General features: G+C 46.0%; 16 protein-coding genes. 6 read left to right on the top strand and 10 right to left on the bottom strand.

Annotated features, from left to right (window positions below):
* The 5 genes from Q0614_RS00695 to thiC all read right to left on the bottom strand — a co-directional run.
* Nucleotides 1–184: tetrahydrodipicolinate N-succinyltransferase N-terminal domain-containing protein (locus Q0614_RS00695; RefSeq protein WP_298785805.1), on the bottom strand; the 184-nt coding region annotated here is incomplete at its 3' end.
* 14 nt (nucleotides 185–198) lie between these two features.
* Nucleotides 199–1,227, bottom strand: a complete 1,029-nt coding sequence (locus Q0614_RS00690) for a hypothetical protein (RefSeq protein ID WP_298785804.1) — start codon at nucleotides 1,225–1,227, stop codon at nucleotides 199–201.
* A 27-nt stretch (nucleotides 1,228–1,254) separates the two neighbouring features.
* On the bottom strand, nucleotides 1,255–2,280 hold the full coding sequence (locus Q0614_RS00685) for a hypothetical protein (protein WP_298785802.1): 1,026 nt from the start codon (nucleotides 2,278–2,280) through the stop codon (nucleotides 1,255–1,257).
* A gap of 964 nt (nucleotides 2,281–3,244) precedes the next feature.
* Nucleotides 3,245–4,339: an Mrp/NBP35 family ATP-binding protein gene (locus tag Q0614_RS00680; RefSeq protein WP_298785800.1), complete on the bottom strand. Its 1,095-nt coding sequence runs from the start codon at nucleotides 4,337–4,339 to the stop codon at nucleotides 3,245–3,247.
* Nucleotides 4,336–5,643: a phosphomethylpyrimidine synthase ThiC gene (thiC, locus tag Q0614_RS00675; RefSeq protein WP_298785807.1), complete on the bottom strand. Its 1,308-nt coding sequence runs from the start codon at nucleotides 5,641–5,643 to the stop codon at nucleotides 4,336–4,338. Before thiC ends, Q0614_RS00680 begins: the two co-directional genes overlap by 4 nt.
* Before the next feature lie 217 nt (nucleotides 5,644–5,860).
* Here thiC and ispF point away from each other — a divergent pair, with 217 nt between their 5' ends.
* From ispF to Q0614_RS00650, 5 genes are all read left to right on the top strand, one after another.
* The gene (gene ispF / locus Q0614_RS00670) at nucleotides 5,861–7,183 is read left to right on the top strand and encodes a 2-C-methyl-D-erythritol 2,4-cyclodiphosphate synthase (protein WP_298785799.1); all 1,323 of its coding nucleotides are present in this window, start codon (nucleotides 5,861–5,863) and stop codon (nucleotides 7,181–7,183) included.
* Nucleotides 7,180–8,043 (top strand): response regulator, encoded by an 864-nt coding sequence (locus Q0614_RS00665; RefSeq protein ID WP_298785798.1) that lies wholly within the window; start codon nucleotides 7,180–7,182, stop codon nucleotides 8,041–8,043. Before ispF ends, Q0614_RS00665 begins: the two co-directional genes overlap by 4 nt.
* A complete protein-coding gene (locus tag Q0614_RS00660) occupies nucleotides 8,021–9,928 on the top strand; it encodes a hypothetical protein (protein ID WP_298785797.1) in 1,908 nt (635 codons plus the stop codon). Before Q0614_RS00665 ends, Q0614_RS00660 begins: the two co-directional genes overlap by 23 nt.
* Before the next feature lie 709 nt (nucleotides 9,929–10,637).
* On the top strand, nucleotides 10,638–11,174 hold the full coding sequence (locus Q0614_RS00655; RefSeq protein WP_298785796.1) for a phosphatidylglycerophosphatase A: 537 nt from the start codon (nucleotides 10,638–10,640) through the stop codon (nucleotides 11,172–11,174).
* A 587-nt stretch (nucleotides 11,175–11,761) separates the two neighbouring features.
* Complete coding sequence (locus Q0614_RS00650) at nucleotides 11,762–12,436, top strand: alpha/beta hydrolase (protein WP_298785795.1); 675 nt, start codon at nucleotides 11,762–11,764, stop codon at nucleotides 12,434–12,436.
* 483 nt (nucleotides 12,437–12,919) lie between these two features.
* Here Q0614_RS00650 and Q0614_RS00645 read toward each other — a convergent pair whose 3' ends face one another.
* From Q0614_RS00645 to Q0614_RS00635, 3 genes are read right to left on the bottom strand one after another with little or no spacing between them, the layout of a single operon-like run.
* A complete protein-coding gene (locus tag Q0614_RS00645; protein ID WP_298785793.1) occupies nucleotides 12,920–13,387 on the bottom strand; it encodes a hypothetical protein in 468 nt (155 codons plus the stop codon).
* Complete coding sequence (locus Q0614_RS00640) at nucleotides 13,384–13,620, bottom strand: hypothetical protein (protein WP_005871317.1); 237 nt, start codon at nucleotides 13,618–13,620, stop codon at nucleotides 13,384–13,386. Before Q0614_RS00640 ends, Q0614_RS00645 begins: the two co-directional genes overlap by 4 nt.
* Complete coding sequence (locus tag Q0614_RS00635; RefSeq protein WP_005871316.1) at nucleotides 13,617–13,877, bottom strand: hypothetical protein; 261 nt, start codon at nucleotides 13,875–13,877, stop codon at nucleotides 13,617–13,619. Before Q0614_RS00635 ends, Q0614_RS00640 begins: the two co-directional genes overlap by 4 nt.
* A 69-nt stretch (nucleotides 13,878–13,946) precedes the next feature.
* Between Q0614_RS00635 and uvrB the strand changes: the two genes are divergently transcribed.
* Nucleotides 13,947–15,923 carry an excinuclease ABC subunit UvrB gene (uvrB, locus tag Q0614_RS00630; RefSeq protein WP_298785790.1) on the top strand — a complete coding sequence of 659 codons (1,977 nt, stop codon included), beginning with the start codon at nucleotides 13,947–13,949 and terminating at the stop codon, nucleotides 15,921–15,923.
* A gap of 64 nt (nucleotides 15,924–15,987) precedes the next feature.
* Here uvrB and Q0614_RS00625 read toward each other — a convergent pair whose 3' ends face one another.
* A complete protein-coding gene (locus tag Q0614_RS00625) occupies nucleotides 15,988–16,476 on the bottom strand; it encodes a hypothetical protein (RefSeq protein WP_298785788.1) in 489 nt (162 codons plus the stop codon).
* Nucleotides 16,477–16,485: 9 nt separating this feature from the next.
* Complete coding sequence (locus tag Q0614_RS00620) at nucleotides 16,486–17,355, bottom strand: hypothetical protein (RefSeq protein WP_298785786.1); 870 nt, start codon at nucleotides 17,353–17,355, stop codon at nucleotides 16,486–16,488.
* Between the last annotated feature and the right edge of the window lie 355 nt (nucleotides 17,356–17,710).

Below are 17,710 nucleotides of genomic sequence, written 5' to 3'. Positions count from 1 at the left end.
CGCTTACTAGCCCATCTTTAAAATTTACGTGCGCGTAATTCACACTTAGGCTTTTGTGGTCCTCCGCACGCCCCTTAAATACGCGCCCGATCGCCCACATCATCGGATCGCGATAGCCTTTGGCTGCTCGCACGCCCTGTATAAGCTCATTCAACTCCTCTATCGTTTTAAATTCTTTAGACATTCTTACTCCTAAAATTAATTAAAAATATCGTTTATTTTACCGCCTTTTAGGCACTTTTCACGATCGATTTCGATTTGTTTTTTGAGCTCGGCGTCCTTGGCAAACACGCTTTCATCCACCAAAGTACTCGGCAAATTTATCATAATCGCGTCGTGAGAGCCACTAAAACCGCTTAAATTTTGTCCAAAATCTTTTTTAATGAGCTCGTTTTTGCTACTTATATCTCCGCCATCGCAGTGAAAGTCCGATCCGCCGCCAACACAATCGCATCTTATTTTGGTATTATCATCGTATACACGATTCACCAAATAAACGTTTTCTTTCAAATTTATACTGCTTATCGGATTAAAAACGAGTACGGCTAGAATTTTATTATTATGCGGATTTGACACCTCCCAGCGTACGGCACGATATGAACTTAGCATCACTACAAGCGGCTTTTTCGATTTTTCTAGCGCGACGACTACTTTATTATCATTCACATCACTTTCGTAAATGGCAGCTAGCCATATATCGAAATTTTGACCTTTTAGCTTAGCAGCTACCTCGCTTTGTTTATAAAAATTTGGCTCATCCTTAAAATCCACCAAAAGGCTAGTGGTATGCCAATTGTTGGCGAACCAAACCTCAATCTTGTGGCGCCCTTTACTAAATTTATGTACGACGGCTTTGTTTCTAGCATTTTCGGAGTCGTATATCTGCTCGTCATCTATTGCAATACGTAAATTCGCCCAACTAAAATCCGCCAAAATCATCTGTTGCACATCCTGCTTGAAGTCGAAATTCCCGACCCAATAGGCGATAAATTTTTCGGAAGGTATTTTGTGGAACTTGTCGTAAGCGAAATTTAAATTTATATTTTCGACCGTTTCCGAGAAAACGACGGTTTTCGGATCGTCTTTATTTAAGTAAAAAGCCAAAAACTTATCCGCTGGAATCTGCTTGCCCGCCGTGATCTCACTCGCCCATTTTTGTGTGTCGTTAGCGTTTGCACAAGCAAGAAATACGCAAAAAGCCAGTAAAAATACTCTTAAAATTTTCATTTTTTCCTCCAAATTTTAAATTCCATCCTACCTAAACACATCATCCATCGGCGTGCTCTCGCATTTCTTGCGGTCCGCTTCTACCGAGAGTAGGCGAGCTTTGCTTTCGTCTAAAATTTTTGGAGTAATAACAAGCCCCGGCAGATCTAAGGAATTTACGGCGTGCTTGCCGGCAAATGCCCCCAGGCCTCTGCCAAATATCCCGTTTACGCGCCCGTTCATATCATAAATCTCGCTGCCATCGCAGTGAAAGACATTGCCCGAGATGCACTCGCATTTAAGCCCATCTGCAGCCTCTGTGTATCTGTAGTCCTCGACGTAAAGCGCACCGCTTACGCCACGGACGCTACTAATGGGATTGTAAATTAACACGGCTAGAATTTCATTCTTTTGCGGATTTGAGATCTCCCACTCCACGGCGCGATATGAGCTAAGCAGTAGCACGATGGGCTTATCGGATTTGGCTAAATTTAGCTTGACGCGATTATTCATCTGCGCGCTTTCGTAGATTGCGCCGAGCCACAGATCGTAGTCCTTATCCGCAGGGATCTTGGCTACGGCGTCTTTTTGACGATAAAATGGCTCTACATCTTTAAAATCCACGAAAAGCTCGCTGGAATGCGCGTCATTTAAAAACCACGCTTCGATCTTGTGCTTGCCCTTGCTAAATTTATACGTAAGCGGGCGCTTTTGATTGCTAGATGTTCCGCCTAGCACGTCCGTGCCATCTACGGCGATTACCAGCGTAGACCAGCCGTAATCTCCTAGCACCATCTTTTCGACATCTGCGTCGAAATTAAACTCGCCTACCCAATACGCCATAAGATTTGGAGATGGAATTTCATGGAAAGAATTTCCCTCGTAATTGACGCTGATGCGATCGACGTTTTCAGAGAAAACCACTTTCTTAGGCTCATCTTTATTCAGATAAAACGCCAAAAACTTATCCTGCGGGATCTGCGCGGACGCGGTAATCTCTTTCGCCCATTTTTGCATATTGCTCTCTTGCGCGAACGCCGCAAATGCAAGCACCAAAATAATCAAAAACCTCATTACCGACCTTTCTTATTTCGTATAAAAGTAAAATCCCTAAACCTAAAAGCCCTAGGCTTAGGGATTTTGCCGCCTTGGCTCCACAGCCTATACGAATGAAATTCTAGCTGCTTAAATTTCAGCTGCGCGAGAAATTTACTTCCGCAATCACTACAGATAAAATTCCATTCCAAATAAACTCTACAGAGGCTTTCGCAGATAAACTCCACCGCCATAAGGCCCGGCGAAATAAAATTTAAACTAGCGCAATGCTGCGACTACCACTAAAAGCTAGACGCGATAAAATTTCAAGCCAGAAATTCATCGCTAAAGCCCCATCTGAAAATTTTAAAACAAAGTTTTAGCGATAAATTTTGCATTTTGAAATTCTACGGCAAAGCTTTATGCTTAAAATTTTACATTTAAAACTCCAAGGCAGAATTCTACGGCAAATTTTACCTCGCTGAATTGCGCGTTTGGAATTTAACTTCCGCCGTAAAATTTCACGCTTAGAATTTTATCTAAAATCTCACGCAACGAAGCTTGGGTAAAATTCTAGCTCGAAATTTCGTCTGCCCAAATTTTGTGAGCGCTATAAATTTGCTCAAAATCAAAGTGAAATTTAAAGCTCTAAAATTTAGTATAAAAACTCGCGCTACGGAACTCTACACGAAATTCTATACACAAAAATTTTACTGGCACCATAAAATTTCGCCGTAAAATCGCTGCAAAATTTCGTGGCGGAATTTTTGCCAGGAATTTCGAGCTACAAAATTCGGCGCAGAATTTCAAGCCGCAAAACCCGCGTGAAATTTTGCCCGTTAAATTTACGGGCAAAATTCTATGACGGATTTGCATACCGAAATTTTGCGAGCATTATAAAATTTGCAGCGAAATTAGGCGTGAAATTTCAAACTATGAAATTCCGCGTTGAATTTCAATCTGCAAAATTCAAGAGAAATTCGACGCCGCGCCCGTCAATGCCCTAATTCGAGCAGGCGCTCTTGCCGTCCATCACCGGCTGGATCGCGGAGTTGTCCGCCAGCTCCTCGCGATCGATCTTCTCGATCTTCTCCCACAGCTTGCGCGCAGCCTGCTCGTAGCGCTTCGCGCTTAAAGAATCGGGCGCGTAAAAGCTTATCGGCTTGCCGCTGTCGCCGCCCTCGCGGATAGCGATCTCGATCGGGATCTCGCCGATTACTTCGGTATCGTATCGCTGTGCCAGCTTTTGCGCGCCGCCGCGGCCGAAGATGTCGTACTCCTTGCCGTTATCGGGGCAGATGAAGCCGCTCATATTCTCGATAAGACCTGCGATCGGGATGTGGAGCTTTTCAAACATATCAAGCCCGCGCGCGCTGTCGTCTAGCGCGACCGTCTGCGGCGTCGTAACGCACACGCCCGCCGTCACCGGCACGCTCTGAGCGAGCGTAAGCTGCGCGTCGCCCGTACCCGGAGGCATATCCAAAAACAGCACGTCCAGATCGCTCCACGCCACGTCTTTTAGCAGCTGCTCGATCGCCTTCATTATCATCGAGCCGCGCCAGATGAGGCTCGCGCCCTCTTCCATCAGCACGCCCATGCTCATCATCTCCACGCCGTGGCTTAAGATCGGCTTTAGCTTCTGCCCCACGACGCTTGCTTGCGTCTTATCCTCGCCTAGCATTCGCGGCAAATTCGGCCCATAAATATCGGCATCCAAAATCCCCACTCTCTTGCCGAGCTTTGCCGTGCTGATAGCTAAATTTAGCGTCGTCGTGCTCTTGCCTACGCCGCCCTTGCCGCTGCTGATCATCACGAAATGCTTGATCTGCGGCGCGATATTTTTGCCGCTGCGAGAGTTGCTCTTTTCCTCGGCGATCTTGGGCTGTTTGATTAAAATTTCGGCATCCGCCCCTAGCGCCTTTTGCGCCGCTGATCTGAGCTCTGCTGCGATCTCAGGCTTGGCGCTGGGGATTTCGATCCCTACGAAAATTCTATCGCCGATCTCGATATCTTTTACAAATCCAAAATCCACGATGCTTTTAGAAAAGCCCGGATAGATCACGCTTTTAAGCAAATTTAAGACTTCGTCTTTACTCATTCTTTCTCCTTATTTTCGGTTAAATTTCTACTGATTTTATATGCGCAAAATTTCGGCCCGCACATCGAGCAAAACTTCGCGCCCTTGTAAATTTCATCGCCCAGGCTCTCATCATGCAGCTCGCGCGCATGATCTGGATCGAAGCTAAGCTCAAACTGCCTGTTCCAATCAAAATTATACCTCGCATCGCTCATCTCGTGATCGCGCTCTATCGCGCCCGCTTTGCCTAGCGCGACGTCCGCGGCGTGAGCGGCGATCTTATGCGCGATGATGCCCTCTCTGACGTCGCGTGCATTGGGAAGCCCCAGATGCTCCTTGGGCGTTACGTAGCAGAGCATGCTGGCGCCGCAATACGCAGCCATCGTCCCACCGATAGCCGAGCTGATGTGATCGTAGCCCGCACCGATGTCGGTCGGAAGCGGCCCCAGCACGTAAAATGGCGCGTCGCGGCAGAGCTTGCGCTCTAGCTGCATATTAAGCTCAATCTCGTTAAATGGGATATGCCCCGGCCCCTCGATCATCACCTGCACGTTTTTTTCATTCGCGCGCAGGGCTAGCTCGCCTAAAATTTCAAGCTCGCTAAGCTGCGCTTTATCGGTCGCGTCGTATAAGCAGCCCGGGCGCAAACCGTCTCCCAGAGATAGCGATACGTCGTAGGCGGCGCAGATGTCGCAAATTTCATCAAACGCTTCGTAGAATGGGTTTTGCTTGTGAAATTTCATCATCCACGACGCTATCAGCGAGCCGCCTCTGCTTACGATACCCATCTTGCGACGGGACAGCAGCGGCATAAACTCGAGCTTAAAGCCTGCGTGGATCGTGAAATAATCCACTCCCTGCCGCGCCTGCTTCTCGATCGTGCTAAGAATAGCGCTCGTTTTTAAATTTTTAATATCGCCCAGCTCATGGATCATCTGATAGATCGGCACCGTGCCTATGGGTACGGGCGAGCGCTCGATTATCGCGGCGCGGATCTCGTCCAAATCGCCGCCCGTGCTTAGATCCATCACCGTATCGGCGCCGTATTTTAAGCACGCTTCAAGCTTTTCCAACTCGCCCTCAATATCGCTCGTCGTGCCCGAGGAGCCGATGTTTGCGTTGATCTTGCACCGCAGCGCGCGCCCTATGCCGATGGGTTTTAAGCTTTTATGATTAACGTTTGCGGGGATGATCGCTCTTCCTTGCGCGATGAGATCACACAGAACCCGCACGTCCATGCGCTCGCTTTGCGCAACCTCTCTCATCTGCGGCGTCACTTCACCTCTTTTTGCAAAATAGATCTGCGTTACGCAGCTTTCGGTCATTTTCGCCTCGCTTCTTAAAAATGCGCGTATAATATAACAAATTTCATTAATCCTTACTTTTCTTTTGCCGTTTATTTTCGTAACGTAAGCTGAAATTTCGCCGCCGCGCCGTGTAAATTTACGCTTAAGCTTAAGATATTTCAGCGCGCAAGCCGCGATTAATTTTGCTTTCATTTTTAATACGTATAATTTCGTAACAAAATTTCAAGGATAAAATTTGAAAGATATATCGCTGATTTTGCTCGCCGCGGGCGATTCGAGCAGGTTTGAGCTAAGCGTCAAAAAGCAATGGTTGCGCGTGGGCGAGCTGCCGCTTTGGCAATACGTCGCGCAGAGCATTGCGCGGGCGCACCCATTTAAAAAAATCGTAATCGCCGTAAACGAGGAGGACGTGAGCTATTGCGAGCGCCTCTATGCGTGTAGCTTGGCCTCGGCGCGCGGCGAAAGCGCGGAGTGCGGCACGAGCGAGTATAAATTTCAAAGAAAGCAGGGCGGGATCGAATGCGGCGCAGATGATCTAAACGACGCAAGCAAGCCGCGGAGCGCGGAAAATTTTAAAGCTCAAGTCGGATGCAGCGCAGATGAATGTGGCTCTTCAAATTTAAAATTTCACTTCGCCCCCGGCGGCGCAAATCGCCAAAGCTCGCTAAAAAACGCGCTGCAGCTCATAGATAGCGAGCTCGTGCTCGTAAGCGACGTAGCACGCGCGCAAATTTCGCCAGGGCTAATCTCTTCGCTGATACGAAATTTAGGAGGCGCGGACTGTATCAGCCCATATCTTGGCGTAAACGACACGACCTACCTCGGCGAGCGCATTGTGGAGCGAGAGGAGCTACGCCTCATCCAAACGCCGCAGCTTTCGCGCACGGCGCTGCTTAAAAAGGCGCTTGAGGGAAGCGAAATTTTTACCGACGATAGCGCGGCAGTCGGTAGCGCGAGCGGACGATTGGAATTTATAAAAGGCGAAGCAGGCGCACTTAAGATCACGCGAGTAAGCGATCTGGCGGCGTTAAATTTAAAACCCTGCTCGCGCGATATCTTCTGCGGTACGGGTTACGACGTGCATGCGCTTGAAAAAGGCGCGGGCATCGTGCTCGGCGGCGTGCAGATCCCGTGCGAGTTCGCGCTGATCGCGCACAGCGACGGCGACGTAGCGATCCATGCCCTAATCGACGCTATTTGCGGCGCGGCGATGCTGCGCGACATCGGCGAGCTTTTCCCCGATAGCGACGCCAAATTTAAAGGCGCGGACAGCAAGGAGCTGTTACGAAAGGTAATGCGGCGCGTCAGAGGCTACGGCTACGAGCTCGTAAACGCCGATATTACGATCATCGCGCAACGCCCGAAGATCGGTGCTTACAAAGCGCAGATGCAAGAGGTTTTAAGCGAAATTTTAAACTGCGCGCGCGTCAATGTCAAAGCGACCACGACCGAAGGGCTGGGATTTACGGGCAGAAGCGAGGGTATCGCCGCGCAGGCTACGGTAAGCTTGAAATTTTACGACTGGCAAAAGCACGCAGCAAAGGCGCAGGACGTATGAAAATTTTAATAATCGAGAGCGAAAGCTATCTTGCTCAAAGTATCGCAAACAAGCTTGGCGCGCTGGGGCATGAATGCACTAACGCGGCGAGTTTAGCAGCCGCGGCGGGCCTTGCGGAGGAGTTTGAGGCGGTGCTGCTCTCTACGAGCTGGAGCGGCGCGAGCTTTTATCCGCTGATCGAGAAATTTAGGCGCTCGATCATAATTTTGATGGTCGCCTACGTCGATAGCGAAACAGTGCTAAACCCCGTAAAAGCGGGCGCGACGGATTATATCCAAAAGCCATTTATGATAGAGGAGCTCATCAAAAAGATCGAGCATTACGCGCAGTTTCGCTCGCTAAAATCGCAAAACGAAGCCTACGAAGCGTTGCTTAAAGAGATCTCTCTTTCGTGCGAAATACCGCCCGCGCGTTTAGCGCAGATAAAATTTCCGCTTCTTTTGCGCGGCGATGCGGCAGCGCGAGCTGCGGCGGTATTTAAGATCGCGCTTGCGCTAAAATCGCGCCTTAAAATTCTATCCGCGCAAAGCCCTGAACTGCTAGAACGCGGCGCGGAGATTTTTTACGCACCAGATTTTGATAGCCTAAGCGGCGCACAGAAGGAAAAATTTCTAAGCAAAACCAAATCCATGCGCGTAATCGCCGGATCTATCGGCGCGCAAAAGGGCTTTAACGACGAAATTACGCTTGGCAGCAGCAAAGAACGCAGTGAAATTTTAAGCATCGAAGAATACGTAAAGCTCACGATCGTAGCGCACCAAGACGAGTATTTCGACTCCGATCTGGCGGCGGCACTTGGGATTTCTCGAAAATCGCTTTGGGAGAAAAGGAAAAAATATGGCATCGCAAGAAAAAAATAGCCGCGCGCGCTCGGCATGGATCGCAGACGGGACAGAAATTTCACGCGATACCGGCAATTTAAACGAAATAAAACCGCTTGAAAGCGAAGGGATTTCAAGCGGCACAAAACCTCTAAACATCGCAAAAGCTTCGAGTGACGCGGCGCAGAATTTAGAAGCGAAGCAAAATTTAAAAGCATCACAGAACTCAAAAGCAAAGCGTGATTTAAAAACAATGCGGAATTTAAAAATGTCAAAAGCTAGTAATGCCAGAAAAGACGAGGCGCGAGCTAAGGACGCGGCAAGAAATTTAAAAGCAGAGCAAGCCGGAAGCGAGAGCAAAGGCACAAATAATGGCGCAACGCAAATCCGCAAGATAGTGATCTCGCGCTCCGACCTAAACGTCTTGAGCCTGCTCGCAAACGGCGCTTTCGGCAAGAACTGCGAGCTACTGCGCCCAAGCAAGCTTAGCATCTGCGGCATAAATTTCGTTTTTTCCTGCGCGGACGCAAAAAAGGGCGATATTTTGGAGCTTTATCTTAGCAAGGACGGCATAGCTGAACGCGCCAAAAATTCGCTTAGCGGCGAAAGTGGCGCGTATTTGCTAGCTAAAGGATCGCTCAACTTGCAGGATGGAGTTTCTGCCGCGGCGCAAAACGAGCAGAGTTTTGCGAAAAGCGGCGCAGATTTAGCGCGCAATGCAAGTGCGCAAAGCACTATAAAGGCCACAAGCAAGGACTTAGACCATATAGAAAGTCTTGCTGCGTGCCATGATCAAACTTTTACTTGTAGCGCAGATACAAAATCTGCGAAAAACGCCGCTTTGGATTTGGCGAAAAGCTCCAGTGCAAATTCTGCGGTAAATTCCGCGCAGAGCTTTGCCGAAAATTCCGCACTCAATCGCGTTTGCAGCGCAGATGCAAAATCCGTAGCAAATTCGGCGGGAAATTTTATCTCAAATTCCACCGAAAATTTCATCAAAAATTCCGCTGCAAATCCCGCCTATTGTGAGCTTGTCGCGCGCATAGACGTTAGCGACGTTTATGCCCCAAGCGCAAGCGAGGTCGCAGACTCGGTGTTTCAAAACGCATACGCAGAGCAAACTGCGGTGCAGGGGCGCATCACACTGCTAAAAAATGGTCTTGCAGAGCAAATCGCGCGCATAAAAAAAGTCGCAAGCTCGCTTGCCGCGCCTAAAATTTCAGCGTTTTTTACCTGCGCCGATCCGATCCACCGCGTGCATGAGCGGCTGATTAGGCATATGATCGACAAGGCGGATTTCGTGGTGATTTTTTTAACTGGCACGAGCAGCGCGGATGCCCTGCCCTACGAGCTACGCAAAAAAACGCTAAGGTATTTACTGCAAAATTTTTTGGTTGCGCAACGCGCCATGATGATCGATCTGGGCTCGCTTGCGATTTTTGACGACAAGCCCGCACTGCAGTGCGCAATCGCAAAAAATTTAGGTATAAACAAAATAATTTTTGGGCAAAATCACGCAAATATGGAGCTATTTTTCGAAGGTGGCGGCGTGCATTCGGTGCTGGACGAGTATCAAAAGCGCGGCGAAATCGAGATTTTGCTGATGCCCGAATACGTCTATTGCGAGAAGTGTAAGGTGCTAGTAAGCACCAAAAACTGCCCTCACGGCGCTCATCATCACGTGCATTACCGCACGCAAAATCTAAAAGCACTGCTGCGCGCGGGGATTTTGCCACCCGCGATTTTTATGCGTAAAGAGATCTCGGCGATGATTTTAAGCGAGCTCTTTCCCGCGCGGTTTTCAGATCTGCAAAAGCTCTACGACGAGCTTTTTCCAAACAGCGGGATCTTGCAGAGCCACGGCGAGAGCGAGTTTTACGAGCAGCTTATGCAGCTGTACCAAACCAGCGCGCTAAAGACGTAGCTCTCGAGGGCGCAACGCAAAAATGACGTGAAATTTGCGGCATCTAGGCGAAAGGTAAAATTTCGTGGTGTTAGAATTTACGGCGGCTAGACGTAAAGTAAAATTTCATAGCGCAGAAAAAAAGGATTGCGCGGAATTTTATAGCATAAAGAGCGGCGGGCAGAATTTGGCGTAAAATTTTGTGGCGCAATGAAGCTAAATTTTTAAAACAAACGGTGCGCTAAAAGAGGTTTTAAATCTTAAAGGCGCGGCGGCGTAGCAAATTTATAACGGCGCAGTAAAATTTTGCGACGAAGCGGATTTAAAATTTTAAGGCGCGATGTATATGTAAGGCAGCACGGCAAATCTAAATTTTAAGCTTTCGGTAAGCGAGTTTAAATTTAGCAAGATGCTCGCAGTAAGTCGCAGTGCATAAATTTGGGCGAGACACAACGACTGCCACTCGCGCAAAATGCCGTGCGTTTGCGGACGGGTTTGAAAACTCCGCGCAGGCGAGCAAAATTTTAAAATTTTTACGCAAATGAGTAGAATTTTAAAATTCTTACGTTAGTGAGCAAAATTTTTGTGGCGAGCGAGTAGAACTGATTTCGTGTAGGCGGGCAAATTAATTCTACATGCACGAACGAAATTTAAAATTTTCGCACGCGAGCAGATGCCCTAATTAAAATAAGCGGTAAAATTTTAAAAAGCAAAATTTAAAAGGACAATTATGGATAAAATTTTCGTTACATTTTTCGGCGCAGGGTTACTAAAGCCCGCGCCCGGCACCTGGGGCAGCATCGCAGGCTGGATAGTGGGGCTAGTGGTCTTAATGCTCGCGGGAGAGGTGACGCTGTTTTTGTGCGCCGGCCTCGTCTTTTTCGTCTCGCTTAAGATCGTAGGCGATTACGAGAAGCGGACCCGCTCGCACGATGGCAGCGAGATCGTCATCGACGAAGTCGTGGGGGTGTGGATCGCGATGTGCGTCGCCGCGCCCGCGGGCGAGATCTTTTCGCTGCCGCTGCGGGAGCTGATCGCGGGCTTTGAGAGTAGCAAAATCTCAATCGTCGCGATGATTTTAGCGCTGCTGTTTTTCAGGGCTTTCGACATCCGCAAACCCTCAATCATCGGGCGCGTGGATCGCGACGTGCCGGGCGGCCTCGGCGTGATGCTAGATGACGTGCTGGCGGGCTTTTTTGCGGGGCTTGGGGTTTTGATAATTATCTCTTTAGGAGTCAAGCTCGGCGCCGCGGGATTGATTTTTTAAGCTTTTTGGATGTGCTCATGGCAAACACAGCGCGATTGCGGGCGCTATCAAGCACCGAAATTTTAAAAACCGCATCTTGAGCGCGGCTTATGAATTAGCGCAAATTTTAACTTCTGAGGCACGAGCCTGCTTGAAATTAAAATTTAGCGGTATTTATTCGCGCAGCCTGCAAATAAAGCGGACGTAAAATTTTAAAATTTTGCACGAGTCGCGATAAAATTTGCATGAGCTTAAATTTTAAATTTCGTAGCTTGCAGAATTCTACGGCGTAAAAATTTTAAGACGCAAATTTTAGGGCACGCGCAGTTGCGATACAGAATTTCGTAGCAAGAATTTTTACAGTCTGACGGCGCAAAATTTCTACGATATAGAATTCTAAAACAAAGCGGCAGGCGCAGCTCGCGCGTAAAATTTTAAAATTTATCGCTAATCGCAGGCAGTCTAGCAGGGCGTGCTATTAAATTTTCAGCAATATTTATGGTTTTGCTTGTAGCATTGCCGCAAAATGCGGGTATCGACGCAAAAAATTTAAAGGAACGAAAAATGCAAAAGAGCGCAATTGAGATACGTGGCGTTCCCGCCGCCATTTGGGGGAGCCGTTCGAAAAAGGTTATATCTACGCTCACGGGCAAGGCGAAAGCAAGGAGGATGCGGAGCTTTTGGCTTCCATCGTTTGTGAGCAAGGCTGGCAGGTAATTAGCTTTGACTTGCCCGGACACGGACAGAGGCGGCACGAGCCCGTCTCTTGCGAGTCTATTTTTTATGATCCGCGGCGCGCTATTTTGGAATTTCACGAAATTTTATCGTATGCAAAGAAGCGCTGGGGCGAGGTCGCGCTATTTGCCGTTAGCCTAGGGGCATGGCTCGGCCTGCAAAGCTTCCGCGACGAAAAGCTTAGCGACTGCCTCTTCGTCTCGCCGATACTTGATATGAAATACGTTATTTCAAATATTATGCGTAAGGCTGGCGTTAGCGAGGAGCGATTGAAGCAAGAGCGGATGATTTTGACCCCTGCCGGGCAACCGCTTTTTTGGGAATATTGGAGTTTTGTTTTGAACAATCCGATCACTAAGTGGGAAACGCCCAGTAGAATTCTATATGCAGAAAACGACGATATGACGCCTCTTTGTATCGTTAGAAATTTCGCGCAGAAGTTCGACTGCGACTTAAGCGTTATGAAAAACGGCGAGCATTGGTTCCATACGCCGCAGCAGCTAGATTATTTACGCAGTTGGATTAAATCGGCAATTGAGAATCTCTGATAAAAATTATATGAAAATTTTAAAACTCACGCCCAAGCCCGCGCCGATAAAATTCCGCGCGTTTTCGGGGTACAAATTTCATAAATTTAAGATGATCTTGATATTTTGCCTTAATACGCTTGTTTTATAAGGCGCTTTTCGCAGATCCAGCCACAGCTCACATCGCCGCGCAATGCGAGGGGCATAGCTTCAAAGCACCCATCTCATAAATTTAACCGCAATGGCATAAATCATGACCGCTATGAATTATAAACTAAAATATGATTAAAATTTTAGCCGATAAGCTGTCAATATAAATGCAAAAATGCCGATTTTAAAGCTAAATTTAAAAAATGCCTATCAAGATGAATTCTTGAGATCTTAGCATGTTTTTGGCACGAGGTGCGAGCCGACACACGGCTACGCACTTCACTAGCACTATCGCGCTCATGCTGCACGGATGCTTTACGAATCCATAGCAGTCGCGCGATTAAATTTTAAAAATTATTTGCCTATCCTAAAGCCGTTTAGCTTCATATAAGTCGTATCTTTATGAAATGCTTCGCAGCGCTCCCTGTTGCGGTTGATGTTTTCGGTTGTGAAGAAATAGCCATCACTATCTTGACGCAAGGTGATCGTCGCACAAAAGATCATATCGTTTTTTAACTTCGGTCCTACTCCGTAATCAAAGGATTGATTTAAAGTGACGGTTTTTTCTAGATCGCTATCACTAAACTGCCTGGAGCCCGTCATACTTTTAAGCATTCTAAATCCACCTTGATTGAGGTAATCTCTTTGTATATCCTTAAATACGCCTTCAAGCTCGACTGCGTAGGCTTTTACTAAAACCTCATCCTTAGCACCGGTAAGTTTCGGCATCACGATCTTTACTATCACGAAGATTATAATAGCTAAAAATATTATCCCGCTTACACCGCCGCCTACTGCCGCACCTTTTCTCATTTTCATCATTTTACTCCTTCGTCGATGTCCTTTACCAAGGCATCTATTTTTTTGTTCAGCATAAAATTTTCATAGCTTTTTTGGATATAGGCTTCAAGTAGTTCGCCCGCATCCAGATGATCGCTGCCACGAGTTAAAATCCGCCAATCCCTACCGAAGACCTTCGCAAAGTCATCATCCAGGCTTATCGCGTATTTTTTCGTCAAAGACTTACTCGTCAGCTGAACCGAAATTTCTTTCATTTCTCGCCTAAATTATCGCCTGCCAAAATATCGTCGATCTGCTTGCTTAGATCCTCATCACTCATCTTGCGATACGCCAGATCGTTTTCAAGCGTGCCAAGCTGCATTCCCAAAGCCTCGTTTTGCGCCTTGACCGTCGCTAGCTCAGTGCGTAGCTTTTCGTTTTCGTCCCTAGCCTCGGTGTATCGTCTAATCAGCTCAGCTACTTTATTGCTTAAGCCCTCGACCTTTTTCTCTTCGTCAAAGATTGATTCCATTATTTCGCCTTTTCTGATATAATTTAAATGAAAATATTACCCAATTTTGGCTTTAAAAAAGGAAAAATTTTGCAAAATTTTAAAATCGAGAGCAAATTCTCTCCAAGCGAGGATCAAGAAAAAGCGATCGAAGGCATCGTCACGGGCTTTCAAAGCGGCAACAAATACCAAACTCTTCTCGGCGTTACCGGCTCGGGTAAAACATTTACCATGGCAAATATCATCAAGCGCCTCGGAATTCCAGCGCTCGTAATGACGCATAATAAATCTCTCGCGGCGCAGCTTTATAGCGAATTTAAGGGCTTTTTCCCGCAAAATCACGTCGAGTATTTCATCAGCTACTACGATTATTATCAGCCCGAGGCCTACATCCCAAGGCAGGATCTTTTCATCGAAAAGGACAGCGACGTAAACCAAGAGCTCGAGCGCTTGCGACTAAGCGCCACGGCGAGCTTGCTAAGCTTCGACGACGTCATCACCGTGGCGTCGGTTTCGGCAAACTACGGCCTGGGCGATCCCGCCGAATACAAAGGCATGGTGCTGTTTTTTGAGATCGGATCAAAATTTAGCACTAAATTTTTGCTTCGCAAGCTCGTCGATATGGGCTACAAACGCAACGACGATTTTTTTGATCGCGGGAATTTTCGCGTAAACGGCGACGTGATCGACATCTACCCCGCGTATTTTAACGACGAGGCGTTTAGGATCGAGTTTTTCGGCGACGAGATAGAGGCGATGTATCATCTAGACGTGCTCGAAAACAAAAAGACGCAGAGCGTCAAAAAATTTATTCTCTACCCGACGAGCCAGTTCATCGTGGGCGAGCAGCGCCTAAAATCGACGATCAAAGGGATCGAGGATGAGCTTGAGCAGAGGCTGAAATTTTTCGAGGATGCGGGCAAGCTCGTAGAGGCGCAGCGGCTGAAAGGGCGAGTGGAGTTTGATCTTGAGATGCTGGGCGCTACGGGGATGTGCAAGGGGATCGAAAACTACGCGCGCTATCTGACCGGTCAAAAGCCGGGCGAGACGCCCTATTCGCTCTTTGATTACTACGAGAGCAAGGGCAAGGACTATCTCGTCATCGTCGATGAAAGCCACGTGAGCTTGCCGCAGTTTCGCGGGATGTTCGCAGGAGATCGCAGCCGCAAAGAAACGCTCGTAGAATACGGCTTTCGCCTGCCATCAGCACTTGATAACCGCCCGCTAATGTTTGATGAGTTTATCAATAAAAAAGCTAAATTCCTATTCGTCTCCGCAACACCTAATGATTACGAGCTACAGCTTAGCCGCGGAGCCGTATATGAGCAGATATTGCGCCCGACGGGACTACTCGATCCGCAGATTATCTTAAAAGACAGCGACAACCAGGTCGAAATTTTACACGATATGGCAAAGGAGGTCATCGCGCGCGGCGAGCGGATCTTAGTGACCGTGCTAACCAAAAAGATGGCGGAGGAGCTGAGCAAATACTATCTAGAGCTTGGGCTTAAGGTCAAATATATGCACTCGGACATCGATGCGATTGAGCGCAACGAGCTCATCCGCGGCCTACGCAGCGGCGAATACGATATGCTAATCGGTATAAATTTGCTCCGCGAGGGGCTCGATCTGCCCGAAGTAAGCCTTATCGCGATCATGGATGCCGATAAGGAGGGCTTTTTGCGCTCGCGCACGAGCCTCATTCAGACGATGGGGCGGGCCGCGCGAAACGTGAACGGACAGGTCGTGATGTTTTGCAAAAAGATCACCGCCTCGATGCAAGAGGCGATCGACATCACCCAAAAACGCCGTAAATTTCAAGATGAATACAACCGCGCTCACGGCATAACCCCACATTCTGCGAGCAGAAATATCGAAGAGAGCCTAAAGATCGAGGACGGCACCGAAATTTTAAGAAAGGGTGCCAATTTAGAGAAGATGCCCGCTGCCGAGCGCGCCAAGATCGTAAAGGAGCTTCGCAAGCAGATGCTCGACGCCGCGGCCGCGCTGGAGTTTGAAAAGGCCGCTGCGCTGCGCGATGAGATCGCAAAACTTAGGAAGCTGTAAATCACAAGGCTTAAAGGCGCCGTGAAATTTTGTCGTGAAATTTATTTTTGGTATTTTACAAAAACTAAAGGTCTTTATATGCAATTAAAAATAAGTTGACTAAATTTCTAATAATAACAAGTAAAATATGGATTGTAAAAAATAAATCAATTATAAAAGCAACTGTATTCTCTATATTAAAAGCCACGCATATTGCGCCAAAGATTAAAATAAAAAAACCAATTAAAATACAGTAAAATAAATTTGATAATATCAGCTTAAATAGTGTCATTGGTCTTTTTAAAAAATCAACTTTATCTATACTAGTTTTTCTACTTTTTTCTATACTTTTTAAATTTGAAGTTAGTAATATTGAGATTGCAGCTATCGTAAATCCAACCAAAACAGATATAAGTGTAATAGATGAGCTTAGAAATTTATCTAGCTTGCATTCTTCACCAGAAAGAAGCAATAAGACCGATATCAATAGGGGAATATAAATCTCATAGATCCTTATGCCTGATTTTAAATTACTAAAATACTCTATAATTACTATAAAAAATTCTCTATACATGACATAAAACTACATATTTATAATTTGCTCTTGTAACCTAGAAAAAATATGTTCACTATTCACAACTCCTGTTTCACTGTTTATTTCAGTATCAAATGAAGCAGTTTTTTTAAAATTAGAAAAATCTATTGCCCGCCTACCATTTTCATCGTAACCATCTATTTTAATATTTCTTATGGTTTGATTAATACCTATTATATTGTTATTGAATATTCTTTGCGCTACACTCTTTATACTTCTTCTACGTTTCGCTCTAAATTCTATTGTTTCTTTGTCTAAATTTTCAATATCATTAGCTGTAAAGTCGAAAAATTCAGTACCATTATATTCAATATTTTTGTATAAAGTAATTTTATTTACTTTTAACAAGTTGTTTAATTCGTCCATAAAATTATCTTGCATAATTATTTTATAATTCATGGTTCCGTCATATTCCAAAGCCAGTCTATCGAGCATTATTTGTAAATAATTAAACATTCTATAAAAAGAAACGCCCAATCTTCTTTCTTCTGCAACCGCTATTATATTATTATTTGAAACCTTGAAAATTACATGCGTCTTCTCGCATTCGCCTTCCGTATACTCTTTAGGATTATCCCTCTCAATTAAATCGCTTTCATTTATTAACGTTGGCCTATGGTGTATTTTTGCAGATTTAAACACACACTTAAAAAACTTTATTCCACTCTCTGTAGATATATTACAATTATCCAGAAAATAAAATTTATTGTCATCTATAGAAATCTTCCTGTCTATATTTGCAATCGACATCAAATTATTTAGAAAATTTTCAAATTGACTTTCGTTAAAGGCCACTGTTGCACCATTATTTTGAAAATATATAGAATAAAATCCGACTTTTCTTGTACTCTGACTCATATTTTTTCCTTATAAATTAATATATTGATTATAGCATATTTGCCTATAAATTAATCGTTTTTATTTTAATATCCTTGATATCTTTATTGGAGCCGTAGATAACACAATATTTATTAGAAAATTTAAGTATATTTTTATATCTTAGGTTTTAGCATAAAATAAATTTAAAATTTTACAACAAAGTAAATTCTAAGCTATCTCACCCATTTATATCCGTGCTGTTCGTATAACGTGCATTGCGGAAGCCCAAACGGCAGATCGCAAACGGGCACGTCAAGCAGCCTAAGCTCATCCTCGCCTAAACGATACTCGCGCCTAAGCTCGTCTCGCAGGAAGGCGAGGGCGTCTTTTACGT

It is taken from the genome of uncultured Campylobacter sp. (genome assembly GCF_937997595.1).
Lineage (GTDB): Bacteria > Campylobacterota > Campylobacteria > Campylobacterales > Campylobacteraceae > Campylobacter_B.
The sequence above is the reverse complement of the archived record's forward strand: the minus strand, read 5'-3'. Positions and strand labels throughout refer to the sequence as shown.

Bases quoted from the DNA above. Each gene is read 5' to 3' on its own strand.
- Q0614_RS00625 (WP_298785788.1), bottom strand. From the start codon at position 16,476: ATGTATAGAGAATTTTTTATAGTAATTATAGAGTATTTTAGTAATTTA.
- Q0614_RS00635 (WP_005871316.1), bottom strand. From the start codon at position 13,877: ATGGAATCAATCTTTGACGAAGAGAAAAAGGTCGAGGGCTTAAGCAAT.
- Q0614_RS00655 (WP_298785796.1), top strand. From the start codon at position 10,638: ATGGATAAAATTTTCGTTACATTTTTCGGCGCAGGGTTACTAAAGCCC.
- Q0614_RS00620 (WP_298785786.1), bottom strand. From the start codon at position 17,355: ATGAGTCAGAGTACAAGAAAAGTCGGATTTTATTCTATATATTTTCAA.
- Q0614_RS00645 (WP_298785793.1), bottom strand. From the start codon at position 13,387: ATGATGAAAATGAGAAAAGGTGCGGCAGTAGGCGGCGGTGTAAGCGGG.
- Q0614_RS00690 (WP_298785804.1), bottom strand. From the start codon at position 1,227: ATGAAAATTTTAAGAGTATTTTTACTGGCTTTTTGCGTATTTCTTGCT.
- Q0614_RS00685 (WP_298785802.1), bottom strand. From the start codon at position 2,280: ATGAGGTTTTTGATTATTTTGGTGCTTGCATTTGCGGCGTTCGCGCAA.
- Q0614_RS00640 (WP_005871317.1), bottom strand. From the start codon at position 13,620: ATGAAAGAAATTTCGGTTCAGCTGACGAGTAAGTCTTTGACGAAAAAA.
- Q0614_RS00680 (WP_298785800.1), bottom strand. From the start codon at position 4,339: ATGAGTAAAGACGAAGTCTTAAATTTGCTTAAAAGCGTGATCTATCCG.
- thiC (WP_298785807.1), bottom strand. From the start codon at position 5,643: ATGACCGAAAGCTGCGTAACGCAGATCTATTTTGCAAAAAGAGGTGAA.
- Q0614_RS00660 (WP_298785797.1), top strand. From the start codon at position 8,021: ATGGCATCGCAAGAAAAAAATAGCCGCGCGCGCTCGGCATGGATCGCA.
- Q0614_RS00665 (WP_298785798.1), top strand. From the start codon at position 7,180: ATGAAAATTTTAATAATCGAGAGCGAAAGCTATCTTGCTCAAAGTATC.